The sequence below is a fragment of the Sphingomonas sp. PAMC 26605 genome, assembly GCF_000241485.1.
GTDB lineage: Bacteria > Pseudomonadota > Alphaproteobacteria > Sphingomonadales > Sphingomonadaceae > Sphingomonas.
The window spans coordinates 746,809-769,446 of sequence record NZ_JH584241.1 but is presented as its reverse complement, the minus strand read 5'-3'; the positions used below and the strand labels follow the sequence as shown (position 1 = coordinate 769,446).

Genomic DNA, 22,638 nt, shown 5'->3' with positions numbered 1-22,638 from the left:
CGCTATCGCCGGGAGCGGACGCTGATAGCGCGAGCCCACCCCCTACCCCCTCCCGCAAGCGGGAGGGGAGAGATTCAGGCGAACGCGGTCTTCGGAATATGCGTGATCCGGCAGCCGAGATCCGCTTCGCCGCTCGCCACGACATAGTGGTCGCCGGCGTCGGCGATCCCCGTGGTGAACACGACATTGTCGAGATACATCAGATCCTTGATCGGATCGGTCAGCGCCGGATTGGCCTCGAGCAGCGCATCGTGGCTGGTCTTCAAGACCACACTCGGATCGTCGCGATCGAGCAGCGACCAATAGGTGCGATACACGCCGACCAGCCCCATCGGCTCGACGCCGTGCCACAGCGTCAGCCAACCCTCGTCCGTGAGAATAGGCGGCGCGCCGCCGCCCATCCGCGCGGTCGCGATCGTCTTGGCGTGCGGGCGGATGCCCGGCTTGTCGTACGGCTTCCAGTGCAGCGCATCGGGCGAACTGGCGAGGTTGATCGACGGGCCAGACCGCCACTCGCTCCCCGGCGGATAGGCGAAGTACAGGTCGCCGAGCGGGCGCGTCTGCGCGAAGAATTTGTCGCCGATCAGCCCTTCGAAGATCAGCATGTCCTTGTTCTGGTGATCGAGCACGATCCCCTCGAGCTGCCAGTCCATCGCATCGGCGGACGAATAGAGCGTCGTCGAATGCCGCTCGGGGCTGACCGAGCAGCTCGTCATCAGATAGCGATCGCCGACCTTGCTGATCCGCGCATCCTCGACGCCGTAGCATTGATACGAGTCACGTGGCGCGATCGCCTTGTCGTAATGGACCTGCTCGATCTTGGTCCCATCGGCGTTGAGCTCGACCGGCAGCAGCCACGACAGCGAGGTCAGCGCCATCACCTTCCAGCCGCCGCCGCGCATCATGAATTTGCGCGGGTCGGCGGTGTCGACATGTTCGAGCGGCCAGGCGTCGAGCGCATAGCTGTGCTCGGTCCAGCGGATCGCATGGATGTGCTGGTCGCGGATCGGCGTCTTGAGCGCCTCGGCAACGCGCACCATCAGCAACAGGTTGCCGTTGGGCAGCCGCGTCATGCCGGGGTTGAACGCGCCGAGCACATAGGTCTCGGCATCGACCTTTCCGGCGAGCGGCGACTGCGACAGATCGACGTCGCGCGGCGAGAAGATCAAGGCGTCATGCGAAAAGGTCATTCACCCTCCTGCGCTCGCGGGGAAATCACGAGCTGTTGGATCACGGTCCGCCGTGGCTGGGTCAGCATATAGTGCACGCCGACCGCGATGTCCTCGGCGCGGAGCGAGGTTTCCTCGTGGATCATCTTGCGCTGCTCCTCGGGGGTGATGTCGGGGAGCTGCATGTTGGAGCCGGTCTTGCCGGGCTCGATCAGGCCGACCTTGATCCCCTTGGGGCCGAGTTCGCGGCGCAGCGCCTCGGAAAACGCCGCGATGCCCGCCTTGATCCCGGCATAGACGGTCGAGCTCGGCCCGAGCACGTGTGCGCTCATCGAGCCGATCAGGATGATGTCGCCATGCCCTTCGAGTCTGTCGACCGCGGCGTGCGCGCTGAGCAGATAGGCGGTGAAATCGACCGCGATCGCGTAACGCAGTTCGGGCTCGCTCATCTGCGTCAGGCCACCTGCGGCGACTGCGGCGTTGATCACCGCGCAGTCCAGCCCGCCGAGATAGTCGCTGGCCTGTTTGAAGAAGCTCAGCACGTTCTCGGGATCGGACAGTTCGGTGGTGATGCCGTCGGCCTCGCCGCCGACTTCGCGGATGCGCTCCAAGGCGTCGTCGAGATAATCGGGGTTGCGGCCGCAGATGAACACTTTCGCGCCCTCGGCGGCGAGCAAGACGGCGATCGCGCGGCCGATCCCGGTGGTGCCCCCGGTGATGGCGACGCGCTTGCCCTTGAGGCTGGTCACGGCGGTATGCGCGTCGGTAACGGTCTTCATGCAGAGCTCCTGTTATGCAAGCGAGACGCGTGGTGGCACGCGCGGTTCCGCTTCTTCTTCTCCCCTCCCTGGAAGGGAGGGGTCGGGGGTGGGTCGGCCCGTGGCGGCGGCGGCCCTCTCTTCAGGCCAACCCACCCCCAGCCCCTCCCTTCCAGGGAGGGGAGGAAAACTAGATCGCGATCCGAGACAATAGACGATCGATTCCTGCCACCGCGGCGGGCTCGCTCAAGGTCGGCGCATGGCCGACTTGGTCGATCGTGACAAGCTCGCCATGATCGAGCGCCGCGACCATCTGCTCCGCCGTCGTCGCCGAAAGGACATCCGACACGGCGCCGCGCACGACGAGTGTGGGGACATCCTTCAGCACCGCGAGCGCGCGCCACATGTCGGGGCCGGCTTCGTTGCCGGGCACGCGGAACGGCTCGGCGATCTTCATGTCGTAGTCGAGCACGATCCGCCCCGCACTGTTGAGCCGGTAGAGCCGCTTGGCCATCGCCAGCCAATCCTCGAGCGTGAAGGCGGGATAGACGTCGCCATTCGCCTCGGCGACCGCGCGCGCGGCGTGGAGCCAGGTCGGCCAGGTGTTCGACTTGCCGACATAGCCGCGGATCCGCGACAGCCCCTCGGCCATGATGTCGGGCCCGACATCGTTGAGCAGCACGCCCGCGACGCTCTCATGCGCGGTGCCGGCGAGCAGCATCGTCACGATCCCGCCGAGCGAGGTGCCGAACGCGACGTAGCGGTCGACGCCGAGCTCGCCGAGAAGCGCCTCGACGTCCTGGACGTAGCTGAGCGGGACATAGCTCATCGGATCCTTGGCATAGCCGCTCTCGCCGCGCCCGCGCAGGTCGATCGCGATCACGCGCCAGGCGGGCGACAGCCGGCGGGCGAGGTCGTCATAATCGCGTGCGTTGCGCGTCAGGCCGGGGAGGCAGAGGATCGGCGGGCGATCGGCGGGGCCGGGATAGTCGCGATAATGCAGCCGGACGCCGTCGTTCGACCACCAATATCGATTTTCATAAGGCGACATGGTCTGGTCCTGGGCCTGCGGCCACTTTCACGGGGTTGCGTCCGGCGGTCGGCGCCCTCCATATCCACGCATGAGCATCCCCCCGCAAGGCTGTCGGCCCGAAACGACCATCCTCGAACTGGGCGACGGTTTCTACGATCCGGTCGCCGCCGCCGACTTTCCACAAACCGTCCTGCGCTTCCGCAACGATCGTGCCGCAGCCGAGGTCGGGCTCGATCGCTTAAGCGACGCCGACTGGCTGCGGCACTTCGGTCGGTTCGCGCCGCTGCCCGGCAGCCTCGAGCAGCCGCTCGCCTTGCGCTATCACGGCCACCAGTTCCGCAATTACAATCCCGAGATCGGCGATGGTCGCGGCTTCCTGTTCGCGCAGCTGCGCGATGATCGCGGGCGGTTGATGGACCTCGGCACCAAGGGCTCGGGCACCACGCCGTGGAGCCGCTTCGGTGACGGGCGGCTCACGCTCAAGGGCGGGATGCGCGAAGTCCTCGCGACCGAGATGCTCGAGGCGCTCGGCGTCAACACCTCGCGCACCTTCTCGCTGATCGAGACCGGCGAGGCGCTCGAGCGCGGCGACGAACCCTCGCCCACCCGCTCGGCGGTGATGGTGCGCTTGAGCCACGGGCATATCCGCATCGGCACCTTCCAGCGGCTCGCCTATCTGCGCGATGCAGACGCAATGGAGCGGCTCGTCGGCTATGTGCTGCGCAACCTCTATGGCGAGCAACCCGGGGCGGATGCGCCGGTCCGCCTGCTCGATCTGGTGGTCGATCGCACCGCGACGCTTGCCGCGCGCTATATGGCGGCGGGTTTCGTCCACGGCGTGCTCAACACCGACAACATCAACGTGACGGGCGAGAGCTTCGACTACGGCCCGTGGCGCTTCGCCCCAACCTGGGACCCGGCCTTCACCGCCGCCTATTTCGACCATGCCGGCCTCTACGCGTTCGGCCGCCAGCCCGAGGCGATCCACTGGAACGCGACGCAGCTGGCGATTTCGCTGCGTGCTTTGGTCGAGGCCGAACCGCTGATCGCGGTGCTCGACACCTTTACCGAACGCTATCAAGGCGCGGTCTCCGCGGCGATCCTGTGGCGGCTCGGCGTCGTGCCGCGCGATGCGACGCGCGACCGCGCGCTGGTCCAGGCGATCGAGCGCGGGTTGCGCACGAGCGGAATGGCGATCGACCGTTTCTATTTCGATGCGTTCGGCGGCATCACGCCTGACGGCGCGGCGTTCGACGAACTGCGCGCTGCGCTCGAACCCTATGCGCAGCGCAAGACCCGCGACCATGCCTATTGGCATGGCGAACCCTGCGCGATGCTGATCGACGAGGTCGAGGCGATCTGGGCGGCGATCGACCAGCGTGACGATTGGGCGCCGTTCGACGCCAAGATCGCGCAGATCCGCACTATGGGCGAAGCGCTGCGCTAAAACCCCTCTCCCTCTGGGAGAGGGAGGGGCCCGCCGCGAAGCGGTGGGAGGGTGAGGGTCCACCCTGAATCTAGCGTCGGCGATGACATCGATCCTCACCCTTCCCACCGGCTGCGCCGGCGGGCCCCTTCCCTCTCCCACAAGGGGAGAGGGAGAGTAGTGGATTCCCGTCGCGATCTCAGGCAAGGACCGAGTAAATGTCGTCAGAACTCCTTTCCTACGAACCCGCCACCGGCGCCGAGCTCTGGCGCGGCGCGATCGGCGATGTCGATGCCGAAGTCGCCGCCGCGCGCGCGAGCTGGGCCGGCTGGGCGGCGCAACCGCTCGCCTACCGCGTCGAGGCGCTGCGCCGCGTCGCCAATGTCGTGCGCGCGCGCGCCGACGCCTTTGCCGACATCATCGCGCGCGAAACCGGCAAGCCGCTGTGGGAGGCGCATACCGAGGTCGATTCGGTCATCGCCAAGGTCGACATCTCGGTCACCGCTTATGCCGAACGCACCCCGCAACGCCGGCTCGAGGCGCAGATGGGCAGCCGGATGGCGCTGCGCCACAAGCCGCACGGCGTGCTCGCGGTGCTCGGGCCGTACAATTTTCCGGCGCACCTGCCCAACGGCCACATCGTCCCCGCGCTGCTCGCTGGCAATGCGGTCGTGTTCAAGCCGTCCGAAAAGACCCCCGCGACGGGCGAATTCCTCGTCGGCTGCTTCCACGCCGGCGGCATCCCCGAAGGCTGCCTCCGCCTGCTGATCGGCGGTGCGGCCGAAGGCAAGGCGCTCGCCGCGCATGACGGGATCGACGGGCTGCTGTTCACCGGCTCGGCGCATACCGGGATCGCGCTCAACCGCGCGTTCGCAACGCGCCCCGAAAAGATCCTCGCGCTCGAAATGGGCGGCAACAACCCGATCATCGTGTGGGACTCGCCCGATCTCCACGCCGCTGCGGTCGTCGTCGTGCAATCGGCGTTCACTTCGGCCGGCCAGCGCTGCACCGCCGCGCGGCGGCTGATCGTCGACCAGAAGCTCTACGATCCGCTGATGGCCGAGGTCATCAAGCTGATGAAGCGGATCATCGTCGACGAGCCGCACGCCAGCCCCGCGCCGTTCATGGGCCCGGTGATCGACAATGACAGCGCCGATCTGCTGTCGGAAAGCTTTCTCGAGCTGATGATGCGCGGCGGTCGCCCGCTGCAGCATCTCGAGCGCCCGCTCCCCAACCGCCCGTTCCTGCGCCCCGCGCTGATCGACACGACCGACCTCAACGACCGCCCCGATATCGAGCTGTTCGGGCCGATCCTCCAGGTCATCCGCAAGACCAGCTTCGAGGATGCGATCGTCGAGGCCAACAACACGCGCTACGGCCTGTCGGCGTCGCTGCTCAGCCAGGACCCCGCGCTGTACGACCAGTTCTGGGCGAATGCGCGCGCCGGCATCGTCAACTGGAACAAGCCGACCAACGGTGCTTCCTCCAAGGCGCCGTTCGGGGGAATCGGCTGGTCGGGGAATCATCGCCCGAGCGCCTATTATGCGGCGGACTATTGCGCCTATCCTGTGGTATCGAGCGAAGCCGATCAGGCACGCGCGAGCATCGGGGTGGGGCTAAGGGATGGATGAAGACGCTTGCGGCGTCGAGCGGTTGCGGGACGATCCCGCGGTCACAGCGATGCTGGAGCGAATTTGCGATATCTCGACGATGGGCTTTGCCGCCGTCGCCCGCGTAACCGACAGCCAGTGGATCGCCTGCCAGGTGGTCGATCGGATCGAGTTCGGGCTCGAGGCGGGCGATGAGCTCGCCCTGAAGACCACGATCTGCAACGAGATCCGGCAAGGCGGGCACGCCGTCGTCATCGACACGGTATCGGGCAATCCCGACTGGCGGACGCATCCGACGCCGATGCTGTATGGCTTCGAGAGCTATATCTCCTTCCCGATTCGCCGGTCCGACGGCAGCTTCTTCGGGACGCTGTGCGCGATCGACCCGTCGCCACGCCCGATCGGCACGCCCGCCATCGCGCAGTTGTTCGAACGCTTCGCCGCGGAAATCGGGGCGTTGCTGGGCTGAGCGGCACCTTTGGTCGCAAAGCGATGGAACTGCTGGCGTTGCAATGCTTTGGGCGTGGCGTGAAACACGAACCCGTAGCCGATGGCCCCACTCCCCGCGCCCGCAAGCTCAAACTCGAGTCGGATAATTGCCTGGCGATCGCGATCCGCGAACGCGAACCCGAGGTCGCTGCGATGCTGATCGACGAAGCCGCCAAACTCGCGCGCCGCGTCAAGGAGTTGCGCGACAAAGCGTGATCGCCCACCGCCCCGATAGGCAAAAGTTTGGCTACCCCGCCCCCAAGCAAGCTTGAATTGCCCCGCACACTGGTCCAGCCCATCTGACAACGATGGCCACATTGCTCGATCCGACCGCGCGTGGGCGCGTCATTCTCGTTGGTGCGGGGCCCGGCGACCCCGGCTTGCTCACCGTGCGCGCCGTCGCGGCGCTGGGGCAAGCCGATGTCGTGGTGCATGACGGGCTGATCGATCCGCGCGTGCTCGACCTCGCGCCCGCGACGGCGCAGCGCATCTCGGTCGCCAAGAAGCGCGCACGCCACACGCTGCCGCAGGAAGCGATCAACGCCTTGATCGTCGCGCATGTGAAGGCCGGTGCGATCGTCGTGCGGCTCAAAGGCGGCGATCCGTTCATCTTCGGGCGCGGCGGAGAGGAAGTCGAGGCGGTGCGCGCCGCGGGGCTACCGGTCGAGGTGATCCCCGGCGTGTCGGCAGCGCTCGGCTGCGCGGCCGAGGCGATGCTGCCGCTCACCCACCGCGACCATTCGAGCGCGGTCAGCTTCGTCGCGGGCCAGTGCAAGGGGCTCGCCGATCAGGACTGGTCGGGGCTCGCCGGCAAGGGCCGCACGCTCGTCATCTATATGGGCGTCGCGACCGCCGACGATATCGCCGACAAATTGATGCGCGACGGCGTCGCGCCCGAAATGCCCGTCGCGGTGCTCGAGCGCGGCACGCTGGCGGGCGCGCGGGCGATGCGGACGTTGCTCGCCGATCTGGGCCACATGGTCGCACGCGAGAAAGTGGCGAGCCCGGCGATCATCGTCGTCGGCGACGTCGTCGAACTGTCCGACGCCGAGGACAAGCTCGGCGCCTGGGCCAAGATTGCGGAGTCGATTGCGTGAGACTGTTGACCGGGAATGATCTGCCGACGGGCGACGTGGTGTGGTGGACCGGCTCGGGCTGGTCGCGCCATATCGAGGATGCCGGCGACGTCGGCGACCAGGGCGAGAGCATCGCGCGCGCCGAGGAAGGCGCGCGGCGCGTCAACGTCCCCTATGTCATCGACGCGACGCTCACCCCTGAGGGCCCCCGCCCCGCGCACATCAAGGACCGCGTCCGCGCGCTCGGCCCGACGGTGCGTGCGGATCTGACGTTGAAGCCGGCCGACCCCAATGCTGGCAGTTGGGTGATATGAATTTGGTTCACGCGAAGTCGCGAAGGCGCGAAGAAGGGTTGGTTCGCGCGGAGACGCGGAGACGCGGAGGTGGTGCGCTCGCCGCGCAGCGGCTCTCATCCCTTCGGGCGACGGGAGCAGGGATTTGCGCTGACGCGCGCGGTCGCCGCGAGCGCATCCTCTCCGCGTCTCCGCGTCTCCGCGCGAACCAGACTTCTTCTGCTTTCGCGCCTTCGCGTCTTCGCGTGAACACCCCTTCTCCGACCGCCCCCGGAATCGACCATGTATAAATACGACCAATACGACCAGCAGATCGTCGACACCCGCGTCGAGGAGTTCCGCGACCAGGTGAAGCGCCGCCTCGCCGGCCAGATCACCGAGGACCAGTTCAAGCCGCTCCGGCTGATGAACGGGCTCTACCTGCAGCTCCACGCCTATATGCTGCGCGTCGCGATCCCCTATGGCACGCTCGACAGCCGCCAGATGCACATGCTCTCCCACATCGCGCGCAAATATGACCGCGGCTACGGCCATTTCACGACTCGGCAAAACCTTCAGTTCAACTGGATCAAGCTAGAGGACGCACCCGACATCCTCGCCGAACTAGCGACGGTCGAGATGCATGCGATCCAGACCAGCGGCAATTGCATCCGCAACATCTCGTCGGATCAATATGCCGGCGCCGCCGCCGACGAAGTCACCGATCCGCGTGTCTGGGCCGAACTGCTGCGCCAGTGGAGCACGTTCCACCCCGAATTCACCTATTTGCCGCGCAAGTTCAAGATCGCGGTGATCGGCGCCGACGAGGATCGCGCGGCAATGCGGCTCCACGACATCGGCATCCAGATGGTCCGCCGCGACGGCGAGCTCGGCGGAAAGATCTTCGTCGGCGGCGGCATGGGCCGCACGCCGATGATCAGCCACGAGATTCGCGATTTCGTGCGGAGCGACGATCTGCTGAGCTATCTGGAAGCGTGCCTGCGCGTGTACAATCGCTACGGCCGGCGCGACAATATCTACAAGGCGCGGATCAAGATCCTGCTCCACGAGATCGGCCCCGACGAATATCGCCGCCAGGTCGAGGAGGAGTTCGTCGCGGTCAAGGCGCTCGGGCTCGATCCGCCCAAGGCCGAGTTCGACCGGATCACCGCCTTCTTCGCCGATCCCCCCTTCGTCGCCCCGGCGGAGGCCGGGGCCGCTGCGTTCGGGGCAGCCGATGGGACAAACACCCCAGCGGCCCCGGCTTCCGCCGGGGCGACGGATGATCCGGACTTCCTGCTGTGGGTCGATCAGAACACCGCCGCGCACAAGCAGCCCGGCTATGCGATCGTCACGATCAGCTTGAAACCGACCGGCGGTATCCCGGGTGACGCGACCGCCGAGCAGATCGACCTGATGGCCGATCTCGCCCAGCGCTACAGCTTCGACGAACTGCGCGTCACGCACGCGCAGAACATCGTCCTGCCGCACGTCCGCAAGGCCGATCTCTACACGATCTGGCAGCAGCTCGACGCCGCCGGCCTCGCCCCCGCCAATCTCGACCTGATCAGCGACATCATCGCCTGCCCCGGCCTCGATTATTGCAGCCTCGCCAATGCGCGCTCGATTCCGCTCGCGCAGAAGATCACCGAGCGCTTCGCCGATCCCGCACGCCAGCGCGACATCGGCGAGCTGAAGGTCAAGATCAGCGGCTGCATCAACGCCTGCGGGCATCATCATGCCGGGCACATCGGCATCCTCGGCGTCGACAAAAAGGGCGTCGAAAATTACCAGCTCTCGCTCGGCGGATCGGGCGCGGAAGATGTCAGCCTCGCCAAGATCACCGGCCCGGGGTTCGACGAGGACGGCGTGGTCGATGCCGTCGAAAAGGTCACCAATGTGTATCTGGCGCAGCGCGAGGGCGGCGAACGCTTCCTCGATACTTATCGCCGCATCGGCATGGAGCCGTTCAAGGAAGCGCTTTATGGATAAGCCCATCACCGTCGCCCCGGCGCAGGCCGGGGCCGCTGCGTTGGACGCGCAAGCCCAGCCTCAGGGCGGCACCGGCCTGCGCCGGGGCGACGCGAGTTTCGACGAGCCTGCCGTCACGCTCGACGGGTTCCTCGATGCCCAAACCAACGCGACCGCGGTGCGGCTCGAGGCCGGCGACGATGCGCGCGCGCTGCTCCCCTATCTCGACCGGATCGCGCTGGTCGAGGTCAGCTTCCCGAGCTTCCGCGACGGCCGCGGCTATTCGGCGGCACGAATTCTCCGCGAGGCCGGGTACACCGGCGAACTGCGCGCGCAGGGTGACGTGCTCGTCGACCAGATGCCGCTGATGCAACGCTGCGGCTTCGACAGCTTTGCGCCCGAATCGGAGATCGACCCCGCGACGCTCGAAGCTTCGCTGAAGCGCTACGAGAACGTCTATCAGAAGGCCGCCGACGGGCGCGTGCCAGTCTGGAAGCTGCGGCATGGCTAGTGCGGCCCGCAAGCTCGACCTGATCGACGTCGCCCCCTTCTCCCCCGCCGATGCCGCGGCGATGGAGGCGCGCTTCGCCGGCGTCGACACGCGCGACATGCTCGGCGAGCTCCTCACTGGCGAGCTCAAGGGGCGCGTCGCGGCGGTTTCGTCGTTCGGCGCCGAGAGCGCGGTCCTGCTCCACCTGATCTCGCAGGTCGACAAGGACATTCCGGTCATTTTCCTCAACACGCAAAAGATTTTCGGTGCGACGCTCGCGTACCGCGACGAGCTGTCGGAAACGCTCGGTTTCACCGACCTGCGCGTGTTCCGCCCCGATCCGCGCCGGTTGGCGCAGAAGGACGCGACGGGCCTGCGCTGGAATTACGACCCCGACGGCTGCTGCGACCTCCGCAAGGTCGAGCCGCTGCGTCGTGCTTTGGCGCCGTTCGATGCGTGGATCTCGGGCCGAAAGGGTTTCCAGGCGGGCACACGCCTAGCGATGCCGCGCTTCGAGGAGGATGAGGGCCGGCTGAAGCTCAACCCGCTCGCGGCGTGGGACAAGGCCAGGCTCGACGCCTATTTCGAAGAGCACAAGCTGCCGCGCCATCCGCTCGAAGCCGACGGCTATCCCTCGATCGGCTGTGCGCCGTGCACGAGCAAGGTGCTGCCGGGGGAAGACCCCCGCTCGGGCCGCTGGCGCGGGTGGGACAAGGTCGAGTGCGGGATTCACGTGCCCGAGAAGCCGGGTGAGGAGCCGGTTTTCTAGGCGCCCGACCCGTCGCATTGACTGCACAAGGCGCTAGCCGGTCCGCCGTCCTGACTCCCCTCCCTTCCAGGGAGGGGAGGAACACCGCGGCGCGCCGCCACTTTGAATCTCAGTGAGCCGGTCCTATGCTTTGTCGCGTCGCCGCGTGGATCCGCCTCACGAAACCCGCTCGAAACTCAGCGTTCGCGCCGCGGTATCCGCCGCCACCAGCCGCACCGAGATCGCCTCGCCCGGCTTGCCCGCGGTCTTGACGCTCGTCAGCACCGCCAGATCGCACAGCTGGATCCGCGCGCCGTGTGCATCCGCATCGACGATCACCGCGCGGAAGACCTCGCCCTCGCGCCCGTGCAGCACCGCCGTCTCGGCCAGATCGATCACCGCGCGGTCGATCCGCCCGCCGATCGCGTCGGCGCGCGCCATCACCGGCGGGAGCGTGTCGAACGCCTGCGTCACCACATCGGGCACCGGCTGCCCGTTGGCGATCGCGAGCGCGGCGCGCACGACATAGCGGTCGGCCAGCCGCCGCAACGGCGCGGTCGCATGCGCATAGGTCGCCGCCATCGCCGCGTGCCACAGCACCACGCCTTCGCGGTACGGCGTATAGGTCGCTCCGCCCCCGCTACGGCGTTCGGCGATCATGAAGGCAGCCTGCGCCGGGTCGGCGGCAGACAGCATCGCGACGAACTGCGGCAGCGACACTGCGGCGGGCCAGTCTAGCCCGAGCCCCAGCGCGACATTGCGCAGCCGTTGCACCGCGCGGTCGTCGGGTCCGGCCATCACGCGGAACAGCCCGGTATGGTGCGCCTGCAACAGCGCAGCGACCGCCAGGTTGGTCGCGAGCGACAGCGCCGCGTTGCGATCCTCCGATTCGAGCCGAGGCTCGAAGGCCAAACGATAGCCGCCCTTCCCGTCGGCGATCACGTCCTGTTGCGGCGGATCGACGCGACTCGCGCCGCGCGCATCCTCGGCGGCGGCGATGCGGTTGGCCAGCTCGGCGAAATCGGGCGGGAGATCAGCATTGGTCACGCTGTCATAAGCGAGCTTCGCCCGACTGCGGATGGTCGCGCGCTCCGCCCCGTCGAGCGTCGGCGTGCCGTCGGGCGCGACACGCACCGTGAACACCACCGCCGGCCGCGGCCCGCTCGGCAACAGACTCGCCGCCCCTTCCGCGAGCACCGGCGGATAGAGCCCGGCCTTGCCGTCGGGCAGATACAGCGTCGTCCCGCGCTTCCACGCCTCGGCGTCGATCACCCCGCCATCATCGACGAACCACGCGACGTCGGCGATCGCATAATGCAGCAGCAGGTCGGCCCCGCTCCGCTCGATCGCGAACGCCTGGTCGAGGTCGGTCGAACTCGCCGGGTCGAGCGTGACGAACGGCATGGCGGTGCGATCGACATGCGCATTCGGCACGCGCTTGGCGGCCTCCTCCGCTGCCGCAAGCACCTGCGGCGGAAACGAGTGGGGCACGCCGAACTGTGTCCGGATCAGCGGCAGGCCAGCGGCCAGCACCGCGTTCGAATCGACGAGCGTCTTCAACCGCGCGGCCTCAATAGCCGCCGCCACCACCGCCGACCACAACGTCGCTGAAGCGCGTGATGTGCGGCTCGAACTTGAGCATCACCTTGCCGGTCGAGCCGTGGCGCTGCTTGGCGATGATCAGCTCGGCGAGACCATCGACGCGCGAGAGATGCTCGGACCATTGCGCATGCTTGTCCTGCACGCCCGCCGGGCTGTTGGCGCTCGGGATCTCGGGCTGGGCCATGTTGAGATAATAATCCTCGCGATAGACGAACATCACCATGTCGGCGTCCTGCTCGATCGATCCCGATTCGCGCAGATCCGACAGCAGCGGCCGCTTGTCCTCGCGCTGCTCGACCGCGCGGCTGAGCTGCGACAGCGCCATCACCGGGACATTGAGATCCTTCGCCACGCCCTTGAGGCCACGGCTGATCTCCGAGATTTCCTGCACGCGCCCGTCGCCCGAGCTCTTCGCCGAACCCGACAGCAGCTGAAGGTAATCGACGATGATCAGCCCCAGCTGATTGTTGTGCCGCCGCTGCAATCGTCGCGCGCGCGTATGCAGCGAGGCGATCGACAAATTGGCGGTATCGTCGATGAACAGCGGCAGGTTCTCGAGCTCGGCCGCGGTCGTCGCGAGCGCCTGGAATTCATGCCGGCTGATCTTGCCCGAACGCAGCACGTCCGAATTGATCCGCGCCTGCTCGGACAACACGCGCCCCGCCAGCTGATCGGCCGACATTTCGAGGCTGAAGAACGCGACCTTGGCGCCGAGCGAGCGCTCGGGATCGATCCCGTCGGCCATGTCGCGCATCCAGCGCTGCGCCGCGTTGAACGCGATGTTGGTGGCGAGCGAGGTCTTGCCCATGCCCGGACGCCCGGCGAGGATCATCAAGTCGGAGCGGTGCATGCCGCCGATCTTGGTGTTGATGCTCTCTATCCCGGTGGTGATGCCCGAGATATGCCCGCCCGAATTCAGCGCCACCTCGGCCATCTTCAGCGTCGTCTTGGCGGCCTGGAGGAAGCTCTTGGTCTGGCTCTCGGTCGCGCCGTCCGACGCGACCTTGTAGAGTTCCTCTTCCGCCGCTTCGATCTGCGCACGCGGATTGACCTCTTCCGACGTATCCATCGCGCGATCGACAAGGCCGCGGCCGACCGTCACCAGCGTGCGCAGCATCGCCAGATCGTAGATCTGCTTGGCGAACTGCCGCGCGCCGATCAGGCCCGCGCCCGAGCCGGTGAGCTGCGCAAGATACGCCGGGCCACCCAGCTCGCGCATCCCGGCGTCCTGCTCGAACATCGGGCGCAGCGTGACGGGGCTGGCGAGCATGTCGTTGCCGCGCAGCGTCTTGATCGCGCTGAAGATGCGGCCGTGGAGCGGCTCGAAGAAATGTTCGGCGTCGAGACGGTCGATCAGATCGTCGGCAAGGCGGTTGTCGATCATCATCGCGCCGAGCATCGCGGCCTCGGCTTCGACGTTCTGCGGCAGCGAGACGGTTTCGGGAACGGGCGGTGTGGGGAGGAATGCTGTGGCCATGGCGCCCTCATTCCACTCGCCGCCCGACCACTCAAGCGGATTGCGCTCACCCGGGTGTGAATCCCGTGGGCGGATGTTGTCCGCAGCCCCCGCCCCGGCTACGGCTGCAACAATGGCCGATCCGCGCATCATTGCCGTGACTCTCGACGAACGCACGATCCTGTGGCGCTCGGCCGATATCGAGCAGGAACGCCGCATCGCGATCTTCGACCTGATCGAGGGCAATCACTTCGCGCCGCAAAAGGCCTATCCCGACGGCTACGCCGGCCCCTACCGGATCGCGCTCAGCGTCGAGGAAGGCCGGCTCGGCATCGCGATCCATCGCGAGGACGACAGCCATCTCGAGACCTATGTGCTCGGCATGGGGCGCTTCCGCCGCCCGATCAAAGACTATTTCGCGATCTGCGACAGTTACTACCAGGCGATCCGAAACGCGACACCGGCGCAGATCGAGACGGTGGACATGGCGCGGCGCGGCATCCACAACGAAGCGGCGGAGCTGCTGAAAGAGCGGCTGGAGGGCAAGATCGAGATCGACTTCGACACCGCCCGCCGGCTGTTCACGCTGATCTGCGTTTTACATATCAAGGGCTGATCGCCCGAACGGGACTATCGTGGTAAAATATCGCCTGTGGGGCATTCGGATCGGGCTGTACGCCACGATCGTCGGCATTCTCGTCCTTGCTGCCATCATCCTCTGGGTTCTCGCGTTGAGCTGGCGGCCGACCGACCGCTTCGCGTTCCAGGGGCTCGACGTGTCCGCCGCCAATGGCGAGATCGACTGGTGGGCGGTCAAGCGCGGCGGCGCGGATTTCGCTTATGTCCGCGCGACGCGTGCGGACCAGCGTGATCCCAGCTTCGAAGCGAATTGGGCCGCCGTCGCCGAGACCGGCATGCGGCGCGGCGCCAGCCATGCTTACTCGCTGTGCCGCCTCGCCGCCGATCAGGCCAACGCCTTCAACACCACCGTCGCGCGCGACGATGGCGCGCTGCCCGCCGCGGTCGAACTCGATTTCAGCGACGACTGCACGTCGCGCCCGACCGCGCCGATCGTGCTCGACGAGCTGCGCCGCTTCATCGCGATGGTCGAATCGCACACCGGCAAGCCGCTGCTGATCAAGGTCAGCAAGCGCTTCGATGCCGCGTACGGCGTAACGCTGGCGATTCCGCGTCCGGTCTGGGCGATGCAGAATTTCTTCCCACCCGATTATCCGGCAAAGCGCTGGCGGATGTGGCAGGCGAGCGACATGCGGCGCATCGACGGAATCGATGGCCCGGTCCATTGGGATGTAGTGGCACCATGACGATGCAAGAGACTCTGATCGCGGCGGCGCGCACTGCGGCGCTCAATGCGCACGCGCCCTATTCGCGCTTCGCCGTGGGGGCGGCGGTGCTGCTCGCCGACGGGCGGATCGTCACCGGCGCCAATTTCGAGAATGCGAGCTACGGCCTGTCGCTCTGCGCAGAGACGGTCGCGCTCGCCACGGTCAACAGCGCGGGCGATTTCCGCGATGTGGTCGAGATCGGCGTGATCGGCGGTGCGATGGACATGGACGGACGCCCGACCGGCACCGCACCGGTCGGCCCGTGCGGTCGCTGCCGCCAGGTGATCAACGAAGCCGCGCAGATCGGCGGGCGCGACATCGTCGTGTGGTGCGGCGCGGCCGAGGGCGACGCGGTCGAACGCTATCTGCTGAGCGAGCTGCTGCCGCATGCCTTCGGGCCGGCGGATCTGGGGTTCGGCGCTTCGACCTGAAGACCCGAGTCGCGGGGCGCAGCGGCATGGCGAAGCCATGCCATCGGTCGGCGCTGTGGCGCCGCCGGCCGGACGCGGCTCGGGCTGGCGCTTAGCTTTCGCTAAGCGCCTCGCCGCCGCGTCTCAGACGTGGATCGCCTTGCCGCGCACGGCCATCGCGGCTTCCTTCATCGCCTCGCTATGCGTCGGATGCGCATGGCAGGTGTAGGCGATGTCCTCGCTGGTCGCGCCCATCTCCATGCCAAGCGCCGCCTCGGCGATCATCGTGCCGGCGGGCACCGCGATCGCCCAGACGCCGAGCACGCGATCGGACTTGGCATCGGCGATGATCTTCACGAAGCCGTCGGGCTCGTGGTTGGTCTTGGCGCGGCTGTTGCCCGCCATCGGGAACTTGCCGACCTTGATCTCGCCGCCGTTCTTGGTCGCCTGCTCGCGCGCGACTTCCTCGGTGAGGCCGACGCCGGCGATCTCGGGCCAGGTGTAGACGACGCTCGGGATCACCGCATGGTTCACGATGCCGGTCTGGCCGGCGATGTTCTCGGCGACCGCGATGCCCTCGTCCTCGGCCTTGTGCGCGAGCATCGGGCCGGGGATGACGTCGCCGATCGCCCATACGCCGGGGACGCTCGTCTGGAAGCGGTGATCGGTGTCGATCTGCCCGCGCGGGTTGGTCGACAGGCCGGCGTTTTCGAGGGCGAGGCCGTCGGTGTTGGGGCGACGCCCGATCGAGACGAGCACGCAATCCGCCTCGATCGTCTCGGCTGGGCCGCCTGCCGACGGTTCGACCGTCAGCGTCGCCTTGTCGCCGTTGACGGTGACGCCGGTGACCTTGGTCGAGAGCTTGAATTCGATGCCCTGCTTCTTGAAGATCTTGTTCGATTCCTTGCGGATATCGCCGTCGAAGCCGGGGAGGATCTGGTCGAGATATTCGACGCAGGTGACCTTCGCGCCAAGCCGGCGCCACACGCTGCCGAGCTCGAGCCCGATCACGCCGCCGCCGATGACGACCATATGCTCGGGCACCTTGTCGAGCTCGAGCGCGCCGGTCGAATCGACGATGATCTTCTGGTCGACGGTGACGCCGGGCAGCGGGGTGACCGACGAACCCGTCGCGATCACCACATCCTTGGCGGTGACGGTCTGCTCGCCGACCTGGACGGTGTGCGCATCGACGAACGCGCCGCGGCCCTTGAGCCAGGTAACCTTGTTCTTCTTGAACAGGAAGGCGATGCCGCCGGTCAGCTGCGTGACGGCGTCGATGCGCTGGGCGTGCATCTGCGGGAGATCGAGCTCGGGCGTGACCTTGATGCCCAGCTTGGCCATCGTGCCGTTGGCGGCGGCGTCGAAATATTCCGACGCGTGGAGCATCGCCTTCGAGGGGATGCAGCCGACGTTGAGGCAGGTGCCACCGAGCGTCTCGCGCGATTCGACGCAGGCGGTGCGCAGGCCGAGCTGGGCTGCGCGGATCGCCGCGACGTAACCGCCGGGGCCCGAACCGATGATGAGGACGTCGTAATCGTAATCAGCCATGATGGTGTTCGCCTTTCAGTCGGTTGCGTTTTGCCGCAACCAGATCGCGCGTGAAACCCAGCATTGCTTGAAGCTGGGCGCGGGTGAGTTGGGGATAGTCTGCTAGAATATCGTCAAGGCCGTAGCCGCCTTCAATGAGTCCCAGCAGGTGATCCAAATACAGTCGTGTGCCGGCGATGCGGACCTTGCCCATACAGACATCCTCGTCTGTGACGATGATACCGTCCCATGGGGTTCGGTGCTCGGGCGCCTTTGCCATTCGCCGTTCGCTACGTCAGGCCAAGATACGGACCGCGCCGTCGCCTGCCGCAGCGCAGGCAGCGGAAAGCCGCCGTAAGGCCGGAACGCCCTGCAGAATATATTCGAGTGCCAATTCGTCGCCGTCGTCGGCGAAGGCATCAGCGAGGTAGATATCGCTCTCCAGCATCGCCGCAATATCGTATCTGCCCCGCAAGGCCGCATCATCGATCTGGCGAAACGCCGTGTCGAAGGCTCCCATCTGCTCGGGGCTGATGATCCAGAACTCGTCCAGCCCCTCCACATCCTGGCCGACCGCCTCGCCGATATCGGCAATGATGCCGAGCGGGCTGTGGCTGTCATATGCCGCGCCGGTCAGCATGAAGTGAAGCGCGTGCCAGGCTTTGTCGAAGTCGATCAGATCGGCTTCGACATCACCGTCCTCGAAAGCAAATTCCTGCGCTTCGCTGGGGTCGCGCCGTAACGCCGCGATGTTCGACGGGCTTGCCCGCCGCAGGTACATCACCATCCCCATTGCAGCGCCCCCTCTTACAGGTCGATCAAAATCCGCGTCGGGTCCTCGATAGCATTTTTCAGCGCGACGAGGAACGTCACCGCTTCACGACCGTCGATCAGGCGGTGGTCGTAGCTGAGCGCCAGATACATCATCGGGCGGATCACGATCTGGCCGTTCACCACCACCGCGCGGTCCTCGATGCGGTGCAGGCCGAGCACGGCGGCCTGCGGCGGGTTGATGATCGGGGTCGACATCAGCGAGCCGAACACGCCGCCGTTCGAGATGGTGAAGGTACCGCCCTTCATCTCGTCCATCTTGAGCGTGCCGTCCTTGGCGCGCTTGCCGAAATCGCCGATCGTCTTCTCGACCTGCGCGACCGACATCTGGTCGGCATCGCGCACCACCGGCACGACGAGCCCGCCCGGCGACGACACCGCGACCGAGATATCGGCATAATCGTGATAGACGATCTCGTCGCCTTCGATCGAGGCGTTGACGCTCGGAATGTCCTTCAGCGCGAGGCACGCGGCCTTCACGAAGAAGCCCATGAAGCCGAGCCGGACGCCATGCTTCTTCTCGAACAGATCCTTGTACTTGGCGCGCGCCTCGATGACCGCGGTCATGTCGACGTCGTTGAAGGTCGTCAGCAGCGCGGCGGTGTTCTGCGCTTCCTTGAGGCGCTTGGCGATCGTCTGGCGCAGGCGCGTCATGCGGACGCGCTCTTCCTTGCGGCCCGAGGCGGCGGCAACCGATGCAGCGACCGGGATCGGCGCTGCGGCAGGTGCCGGTGCCGGCGCGGGGGTCGAAGCGGCAGCGGCTGCGACGTCGTCCTTGGTCAGGCGGCCGTCCTTGCCGGTGCCCTTGACCGTCGCGGGGTCGACACCGTGCTCGAGCACCGCGCGGCGCACCGACGGCGAGAGCGCGGCGGGCGTGTCGCGCGGGTCGGAGGCGGGCGCCTGCTGGCCGGCGGTCGCGGCGGGCGATGCCTGTGCTTCGGCGGGCGCCGCGGCGGGCGACTGGAGCACGGCGGGCTGCGGTGCTGCTGCGGCGGCCGGGGCGCCCTCGCCGGCATCGATCGTCGCGATCATCGCGCCGACGAGCACGGTGTCACCGACCTGCACGGCGTGCTGGCCCATCACGCCGGCGACCGGCGACGGGACCTCGACCGAGACCTTGTCGGTCTCGAGGCTGGCGATCGGCTCGTCGACTGCGACCTTGTCGCCGGGCTGCTTGAGCCATTCGCCGAGCGTCGCTTCGGTGATCGATTCACCGAGTACCGGTACTGTGACTTCGGTTGCCATGATCTTCTTCCGCTTTCTCGTTCCCCGGCGGAGGCCGGGGTCCAGTTACGCAACGCTTGCCGATCAAGCGCTTCGTGAATTTCCTACTGCCCTGCTCCTGGGCCCCGGCCTTCGCCGGGGAACGCGAGCAAGGCGACGTCTTATACCTTGCGCGTCCGGCGAATTTCCTCGCGGACGCTGTGGCCGAGCGCATCGGCGACGAGCGCCGCCTGCTCGGTCTGGTGGCGCTTCATCAGGCCCGTTGCCGGCGATGCCGACGCCGCACGACCAGCATAGCGCGCCCGCGTCACCGGACCGCCCGCTTCGACCAGACACTCCTCGATGAACGGATCGACGAAGGTCCAGGCGCCGTTGTTCTTCGGCTCTTCCTGCGCCCACACCACCGTCTCGAGGTTGGGCATGCGCTTGAGGCGCTCGACCAAAGGCTCGCCCGGGAAGGGGTAGAGCTGCTCGACGCGGACGATCGACGTGTTGGTGTCGCCCGCGGCGTCGCGTGCTTCCATCAGGTCGTAGGCAACCTTGCCGGTGCAGAGCACGAGGCGCTTCACGTCGGCATCGGCCGGGGCCGACGGATCGCTCAGCATCCGCTGGAAGTGGCTGTCGCCGGTGAAGTCGGCGGTCTTCGACACGGCCAGCTTGTGGCGCAGCAGCGACTTGGGCGTGAAGATCACCAAGGGCTTGCGGAACGAGCGGTGCATCTGCCGGCGCAGCAGGTGGAAATAGTTGGCCGGCGTGGTGCAGTTGGCGACCTGGATATTGTCCTGCGCGCAGAGCTGGAGGAAACGCTCGACGCGGGCGGACGAATGCTCCGGCCCCTGCCCTTCATAGCCGTGCGGCAGCAGCATGACCAAGCCGTTGGCGCGGAGCCACTTGGCCTCTCCGCTCGCGATGAACTGGTCGATCATGATCTGCGCGCCGTTCATGAAGTCGCCGAACTGCGCCTCCCACAGCACCAGCGTCTTGGGATCGGCGAGCGCATAGCCATACTCGAAACCGAGCACGCCATATTCGCTGAGCGGCGAATCGAGCACTTCGAAACGGCCGTGCTCGACGGTCGAAAGCGGACGATACTTGCTCTCGTTGGTCTGATCGACCCACACCGCGTGACGCTGCGAGAAGGTGCCGCGACCCGAATCCTGACCCGACAGGCGAACGCCATAGCCTTCCGAAAGCAGCGAGCCGAACGCCAGCGCTTCGCCGGTCGCCCAGTCGAAATTCTCGCCGGTCTTGAACATCGTCCGCTTGGCGTCGAGCACGCGGTTGAGCGTCTTGTGGACGGTCAGCCCCTCGGGGATCGTCGTCAGCGTGCGGCCGAGCGAGTCGAACAGCTTCTGCTCGATGCTCGTCTCGACGTTGCGGCGTGCGCTCTCCGAATCGGCGGGCGAGTGCAGCCCCGACCAACGCCCGGCAAACCAGTCGGCCTTGTTGGGCTTGTAGGTCGCGCCAGCCTCGAACTCGCCTTCGAGCAAGGTCGTGAACTGCGTGATGTTGGCGTCGATCCAGGCGCGGTCGATCACCTTCTGCTCGATCAGCTTCTGGCCATAGACCTCGCTGACGGGCGGATGCTTGCGGATGATGTCGTACATCAAAGGCTGGGTGAAGGACGGCTCGTCGCCTTCGTTGTGGCCGTTGCGGCGATAGCACCACATGTCGATCACCACGTCGCGGTGGAACTTCTGGCGGTATTCGATCGCCATCTTGGTGGCGAAGGTCACCGCCTCGGGATCATCGCCGTTGACGTGGAAGATCGGCGCCTGGACGCCCTTGGCGACGTCCGACGGGTACGGCGACGAACGCGCGAACTGCGGCGACGTCGTGAAGCCGACCTGGTTGTTGATGATGAAGTGGACGCAGCCGCCGGTGTTGTAGCCGCGGATGCCCGAGAAGCCGAGGCACTCCCACACGATCCCCTGCCCCGCGAACGCCGCGTCGCCATGGATGAGGACGGGAAGCGACGCCTTATGCTCGTCGAGATCGCCCGCGATCGTCTGGATCGCGCGGGTCTTGCCGAGCACGACGGGGTCTTCGGCCTCGAGATGCGAGGGGTTGGCGACCAGCGACATATGGACGCTGATCCCGTCGAATTCGCGGTCGGTTGAGGTGCCGAGGTGATACTTCACGTCGCCCGAACCCGCGACGTCATCGGGATTGTCCGACCCGCCGCCGAATTCGTGGAAGATGATGCGGAAAGGCTTCGCCATCACGTTGGTGAGGACGTTGAGGCGGCCGCGATGCGCCATGCCGAAGACGATCTCGTTGACGCCGAGTGCGCCGCCGTACTTGATCAGCGATTCGAGCGCCGGGATCATGCTCTCGCCACCGTCGAGGCCGAAGCGCTTGGTGCCGACATATTTCTTGCCGCAGAAGCGTTCCCACTGCTCGGCTTCGATCACCTTGTTGAGGATCGCCTTCTTGCCGAGATCGGTGAACTCGATCGCCTTGTCCTTGCCTTCCATGCGGTCCTGCAGGAAGCGACGCTCTTCGACGTCGGCGATGTGCATATATTCGAGGCCGACATTGCCGCAATAATTGGCGCGGAGAATATCGACGACCTCGCGGATCGTCGCCCATTGCAGGCCCATCGTGCCGCCGAGATAGACCTTGCGGTCGATATCGGCGTCGGAGAAGCCGTGATATTCGGTCTTGAGATCGTCGGGCATCTCGCGCTTGGAGAGCCCCAGCGGATCGAGATTGGCCGCGAGATGGCCGCGGACGCGATAGGTGCGGATCAGCAGCATCGCGCGGATCGAGTCGCTCGCCGCGCGCAGGATGTCGTCCTGCGAGGGGGCTGGAGCCGCGGGCGCTGCGGGGGCGGGCTTGGCGCCACCACGCGCGGGCTTGGACGCGGGCTCCATCTGGGTCGGGTCGAGCGCCGAGGTAAGATCGTCGGTCGAGGAGAGCGGCCAGTTCGCCTGCTGCCACGACGCGCCTTCGGTCGAGCCTTCGAGGCCCTCGAACCATGCGCGCCACGATGGCTCGACACTCTCGGGCGACGCCTTGAAGCGTGCGTAGAGCGACTCGATGAAGGCGGGGCTTACGCTGCCCGCAACATCCGCGAAATCCTGGCCTTCAATGCCCATGTGCCTTCACCTCTACTTCCCCTCTCCCAGCGGGAGGGGGAGGGGCCCACCCGCGACAGCGGGTGGGAGGGTGAGGGCAGCCCAATCTGCTAGCCT

The 22,638-nt window shown here is 66.7% G+C and carries 22 protein-coding genes; 12 read left to right on the top strand and 10 right to left on the bottom strand.

Going from position 1 to position 22,638, the window contains the following annotated elements; genetic code table 11:
* Positions 1-74: 74 nt before the first annotated feature.
* The 3 genes from RH90_RS03385 to RH90_RS03375 all read right to left on the bottom strand — a co-directional run bounded on the left by RH90_RS03385 (position 75) and on the right by RH90_RS03375 (position 2,978).
* A complete protein-coding gene (locus tag RH90_RS03385; RefSeq protein ID WP_010183887.1) occupies positions 75-1,190 on the bottom strand; it encodes a glycosidase in 1,116 nt (371 codons plus the stop codon).
* A complete protein-coding gene (locus RH90_RS03380; protein WP_010183886.1) occupies positions 1,187-1,948 on the bottom strand; it encodes an SDR family oxidoreductase in 762 nt (253 codons plus the stop codon). Before RH90_RS03380 ends, RH90_RS03385 begins: the two co-directional genes overlap by 4 nt.
* A gap of 169 nt (positions 1,949-2,117) precedes the next feature.
* Entirely contained in the window at positions 2,118-2,978 is an 861-nt protein-coding gene (locus RH90_RS03375; protein ID WP_010183885.1) for an alpha/beta fold hydrolase, read from the bottom strand.
* 70 nt (positions 2,979-3,048) lie between these two features.
* On the opposite strand from RH90_RS03375, the gene RH90_RS03370 reads away from it, so the two are divergent.
* The 9 genes from RH90_RS03370 (at position 3,049) to RH90_RS03330 (ending at position 11,063) form a co-directional block, all read left to right on the top strand.
* On the top strand, positions 3,049-4,407 hold the full coding sequence (locus RH90_RS03370; RefSeq protein WP_010183884.1) for a protein adenylyltransferase SelO: 1,359 nt from the start codon (positions 3,049-3,051) through the stop codon (positions 4,405-4,407).
* Positions 4,408-4,604: 197 nt separating this feature from the next.
* Positions 4,605-6,017: a succinylglutamate-semialdehyde dehydrogenase gene (astD, locus tag RH90_RS03365; RefSeq protein WP_010183883.1), complete on the top strand. Its 1,413-nt coding sequence runs from the start codon at positions 4,605-4,607 to the stop codon at positions 6,015-6,017.
* Positions 6,010-6,465 carry a GAF domain-containing protein gene (locus RH90_RS03360; protein ID WP_010183882.1) on the top strand — a complete coding sequence of 152 codons (456 nt, stop codon included), beginning with the start codon at positions 6,010-6,012 and terminating at the stop codon, positions 6,463-6,465. The genes astD and RH90_RS03360 overlap by 8 nt, the downstream gene beginning before the upstream one ends.
* A gap of 23 nt (positions 6,466-6,488) precedes the next feature.
* Complete coding sequence (locus tag RH90_RS03355) at positions 6,489-6,701, top strand: hypothetical protein (RefSeq protein WP_010183881.1); 213 nt, start codon at positions 6,489-6,491, stop codon at positions 6,699-6,701.
* Between the two features lie 92 nt (positions 6,702-6,793).
* Positions 6,794-7,582 carry a uroporphyrinogen-III C-methyltransferase gene (cobA, locus tag RH90_RS03350; RefSeq protein WP_029625001.1) on the top strand — a complete coding sequence of 263 codons (789 nt, stop codon included), beginning with the start codon at positions 6,794-6,796 and terminating at the stop codon, positions 7,580-7,582.
* Positions 7,579-7,875, top strand: coding sequence for a DUF2849 domain-containing protein (locus RH90_RS03345; RefSeq protein ID WP_010183879.1), 297 nt, complete (start codon positions 7,579-7,581; stop codon positions 7,873-7,875). The genes cobA and RH90_RS03345 overlap by 4 nt, the downstream gene beginning before the upstream one ends.
* Positions 7,876-8,136: 261 nt before the next feature.
* On the top strand, positions 8,137-9,825 hold the full coding sequence (locus RH90_RS03340; RefSeq protein WP_010183878.1) for a nitrite/sulfite reductase: 1,689 nt from the start codon (positions 8,137-8,139) through the stop codon (positions 9,823-9,825).
* Complete coding sequence (locus tag RH90_RS03335) at positions 9,818-10,315, top strand: DUF934 domain-containing protein (RefSeq protein ID WP_010183877.1); 498 nt, start codon at positions 9,818-9,820, stop codon at positions 10,313-10,315. Before RH90_RS03340 ends, RH90_RS03335 begins: the two co-directional genes overlap by 8 nt.
* The gene (locus RH90_RS03330; RefSeq protein WP_010183876.1) at positions 10,308-11,063 is read left to right on the top strand and encodes a phosphoadenylyl-sulfate reductase; all 756 of its coding nucleotides are present in this window, start codon (positions 10,308-10,310) and stop codon (positions 11,061-11,063) included. The genes RH90_RS03335 and RH90_RS03330 overlap by 8 nt, the downstream gene beginning before the upstream one ends.
* Positions 11,064-11,219: 156 nt before the next feature.
* Here the strand turns inward: RH90_RS03330 and RH90_RS03325 are convergent, their stop codons facing one another.
* A complete protein-coding gene (locus RH90_RS03325) occupies positions 11,220-12,629 on the bottom strand; it encodes an RNB domain-containing ribonuclease (RefSeq protein WP_232280293.1) in 1,410 nt (469 codons plus the stop codon).
* Complete coding sequence (locus RH90_RS03320; RefSeq protein WP_010183874.1) at positions 12,613-14,121, bottom strand: replicative DNA helicase; 1,509 nt, start codon at positions 14,119-14,121, stop codon at positions 12,613-12,615. The genes RH90_RS03325 and RH90_RS03320 overlap by 17 nt, the downstream gene beginning before the upstream one ends.
* A 112-nt stretch (positions 14,122-14,233) precedes the next feature.
* On the opposite strand from RH90_RS03320, the gene RH90_RS03315 reads away from it, so the two are divergent.
* The 3 genes from RH90_RS03315 to RH90_RS03305 are packed head-to-tail and all read left to right on the top strand — an operon-like array spanning position 14,234 to position 15,877.
* On the top strand, positions 14,234-14,716 hold the full coding sequence (locus tag RH90_RS03315; RefSeq protein ID WP_010183872.1) for a UPF0262 family protein: 483 nt from the start codon (positions 14,234-14,236) through the stop codon (positions 14,714-14,716).
* A 19-nt stretch (positions 14,717-14,735) separates the two neighbouring features.
* Positions 14,736-15,425, top strand: a complete 690-nt coding sequence (locus tag RH90_RS03310) for a glycoside hydrolase family 25 protein (RefSeq protein WP_010183871.1) — start codon at positions 14,736-14,738, stop codon at positions 15,423-15,425.
* Positions 15,422-15,877 (top strand): cytidine deaminase, encoded by a 456-nt coding sequence (locus RH90_RS03305; protein ID WP_010183870.1) that lies wholly within the window; start codon positions 15,422-15,424, stop codon positions 15,875-15,877. The genes RH90_RS03310 and RH90_RS03305 overlap by 4 nt, the downstream gene beginning before the upstream one ends.
* A 123-nt stretch (positions 15,878-16,000) precedes the next feature.
* Here the strand turns inward: RH90_RS03305 and lpdA are convergent, their stop codons facing one another.
* The 5 genes from lpdA to RH90_RS03280 all read right to left on the bottom strand — a co-directional run bounded on the left by lpdA (position 16,001) and on the right by RH90_RS03280 (position 22,542).
* Positions 16,001-17,407: a dihydrolipoyl dehydrogenase gene (lpdA, locus tag RH90_RS03300; protein WP_010183869.1), complete on the bottom strand. Its 1,407-nt coding sequence runs from the start codon at positions 17,405-17,407 to the stop codon at positions 16,001-16,003.
* Complete coding sequence (locus RH90_RS03295; RefSeq protein ID WP_010183868.1) at positions 17,400-17,666, bottom strand: DUF433 domain-containing protein; 267 nt, start codon at positions 17,664-17,666, stop codon at positions 17,400-17,402. Before RH90_RS03295 ends, lpdA begins: the two co-directional genes overlap by 8 nt.
* 15 nt (positions 17,667-17,681) lie before the next feature.
* On the bottom strand, positions 17,682-18,179 hold the full coding sequence (locus RH90_RS03290; protein ID WP_010183867.1) for a DUF1877 family protein: 498 nt from the start codon (positions 18,177-18,179) through the stop codon (positions 17,682-17,684).
* 14 nt (positions 18,180-18,193) lie between these two features.
* Positions 18,194-19,462: a 2-oxoglutarate dehydrogenase complex dihydrolipoyllysine-residue succinyltransferase gene (gene odhB / locus RH90_RS03285; protein ID WP_010183866.1), complete on the bottom strand. Its 1,269-nt coding sequence runs from the start codon at positions 19,460-19,462 to the stop codon at positions 18,194-18,196.
* Positions 19,463-19,602: 140 nt separating this feature from the next.
* Entirely contained in the window at positions 19,603-22,542 is a 2,940-nt protein-coding gene (locus RH90_RS03280) for a 2-oxoglutarate dehydrogenase E1 component (protein ID WP_010183865.1), read from the bottom strand.
* Positions 22,543-22,638 lie beyond the last annotated feature (96 nt).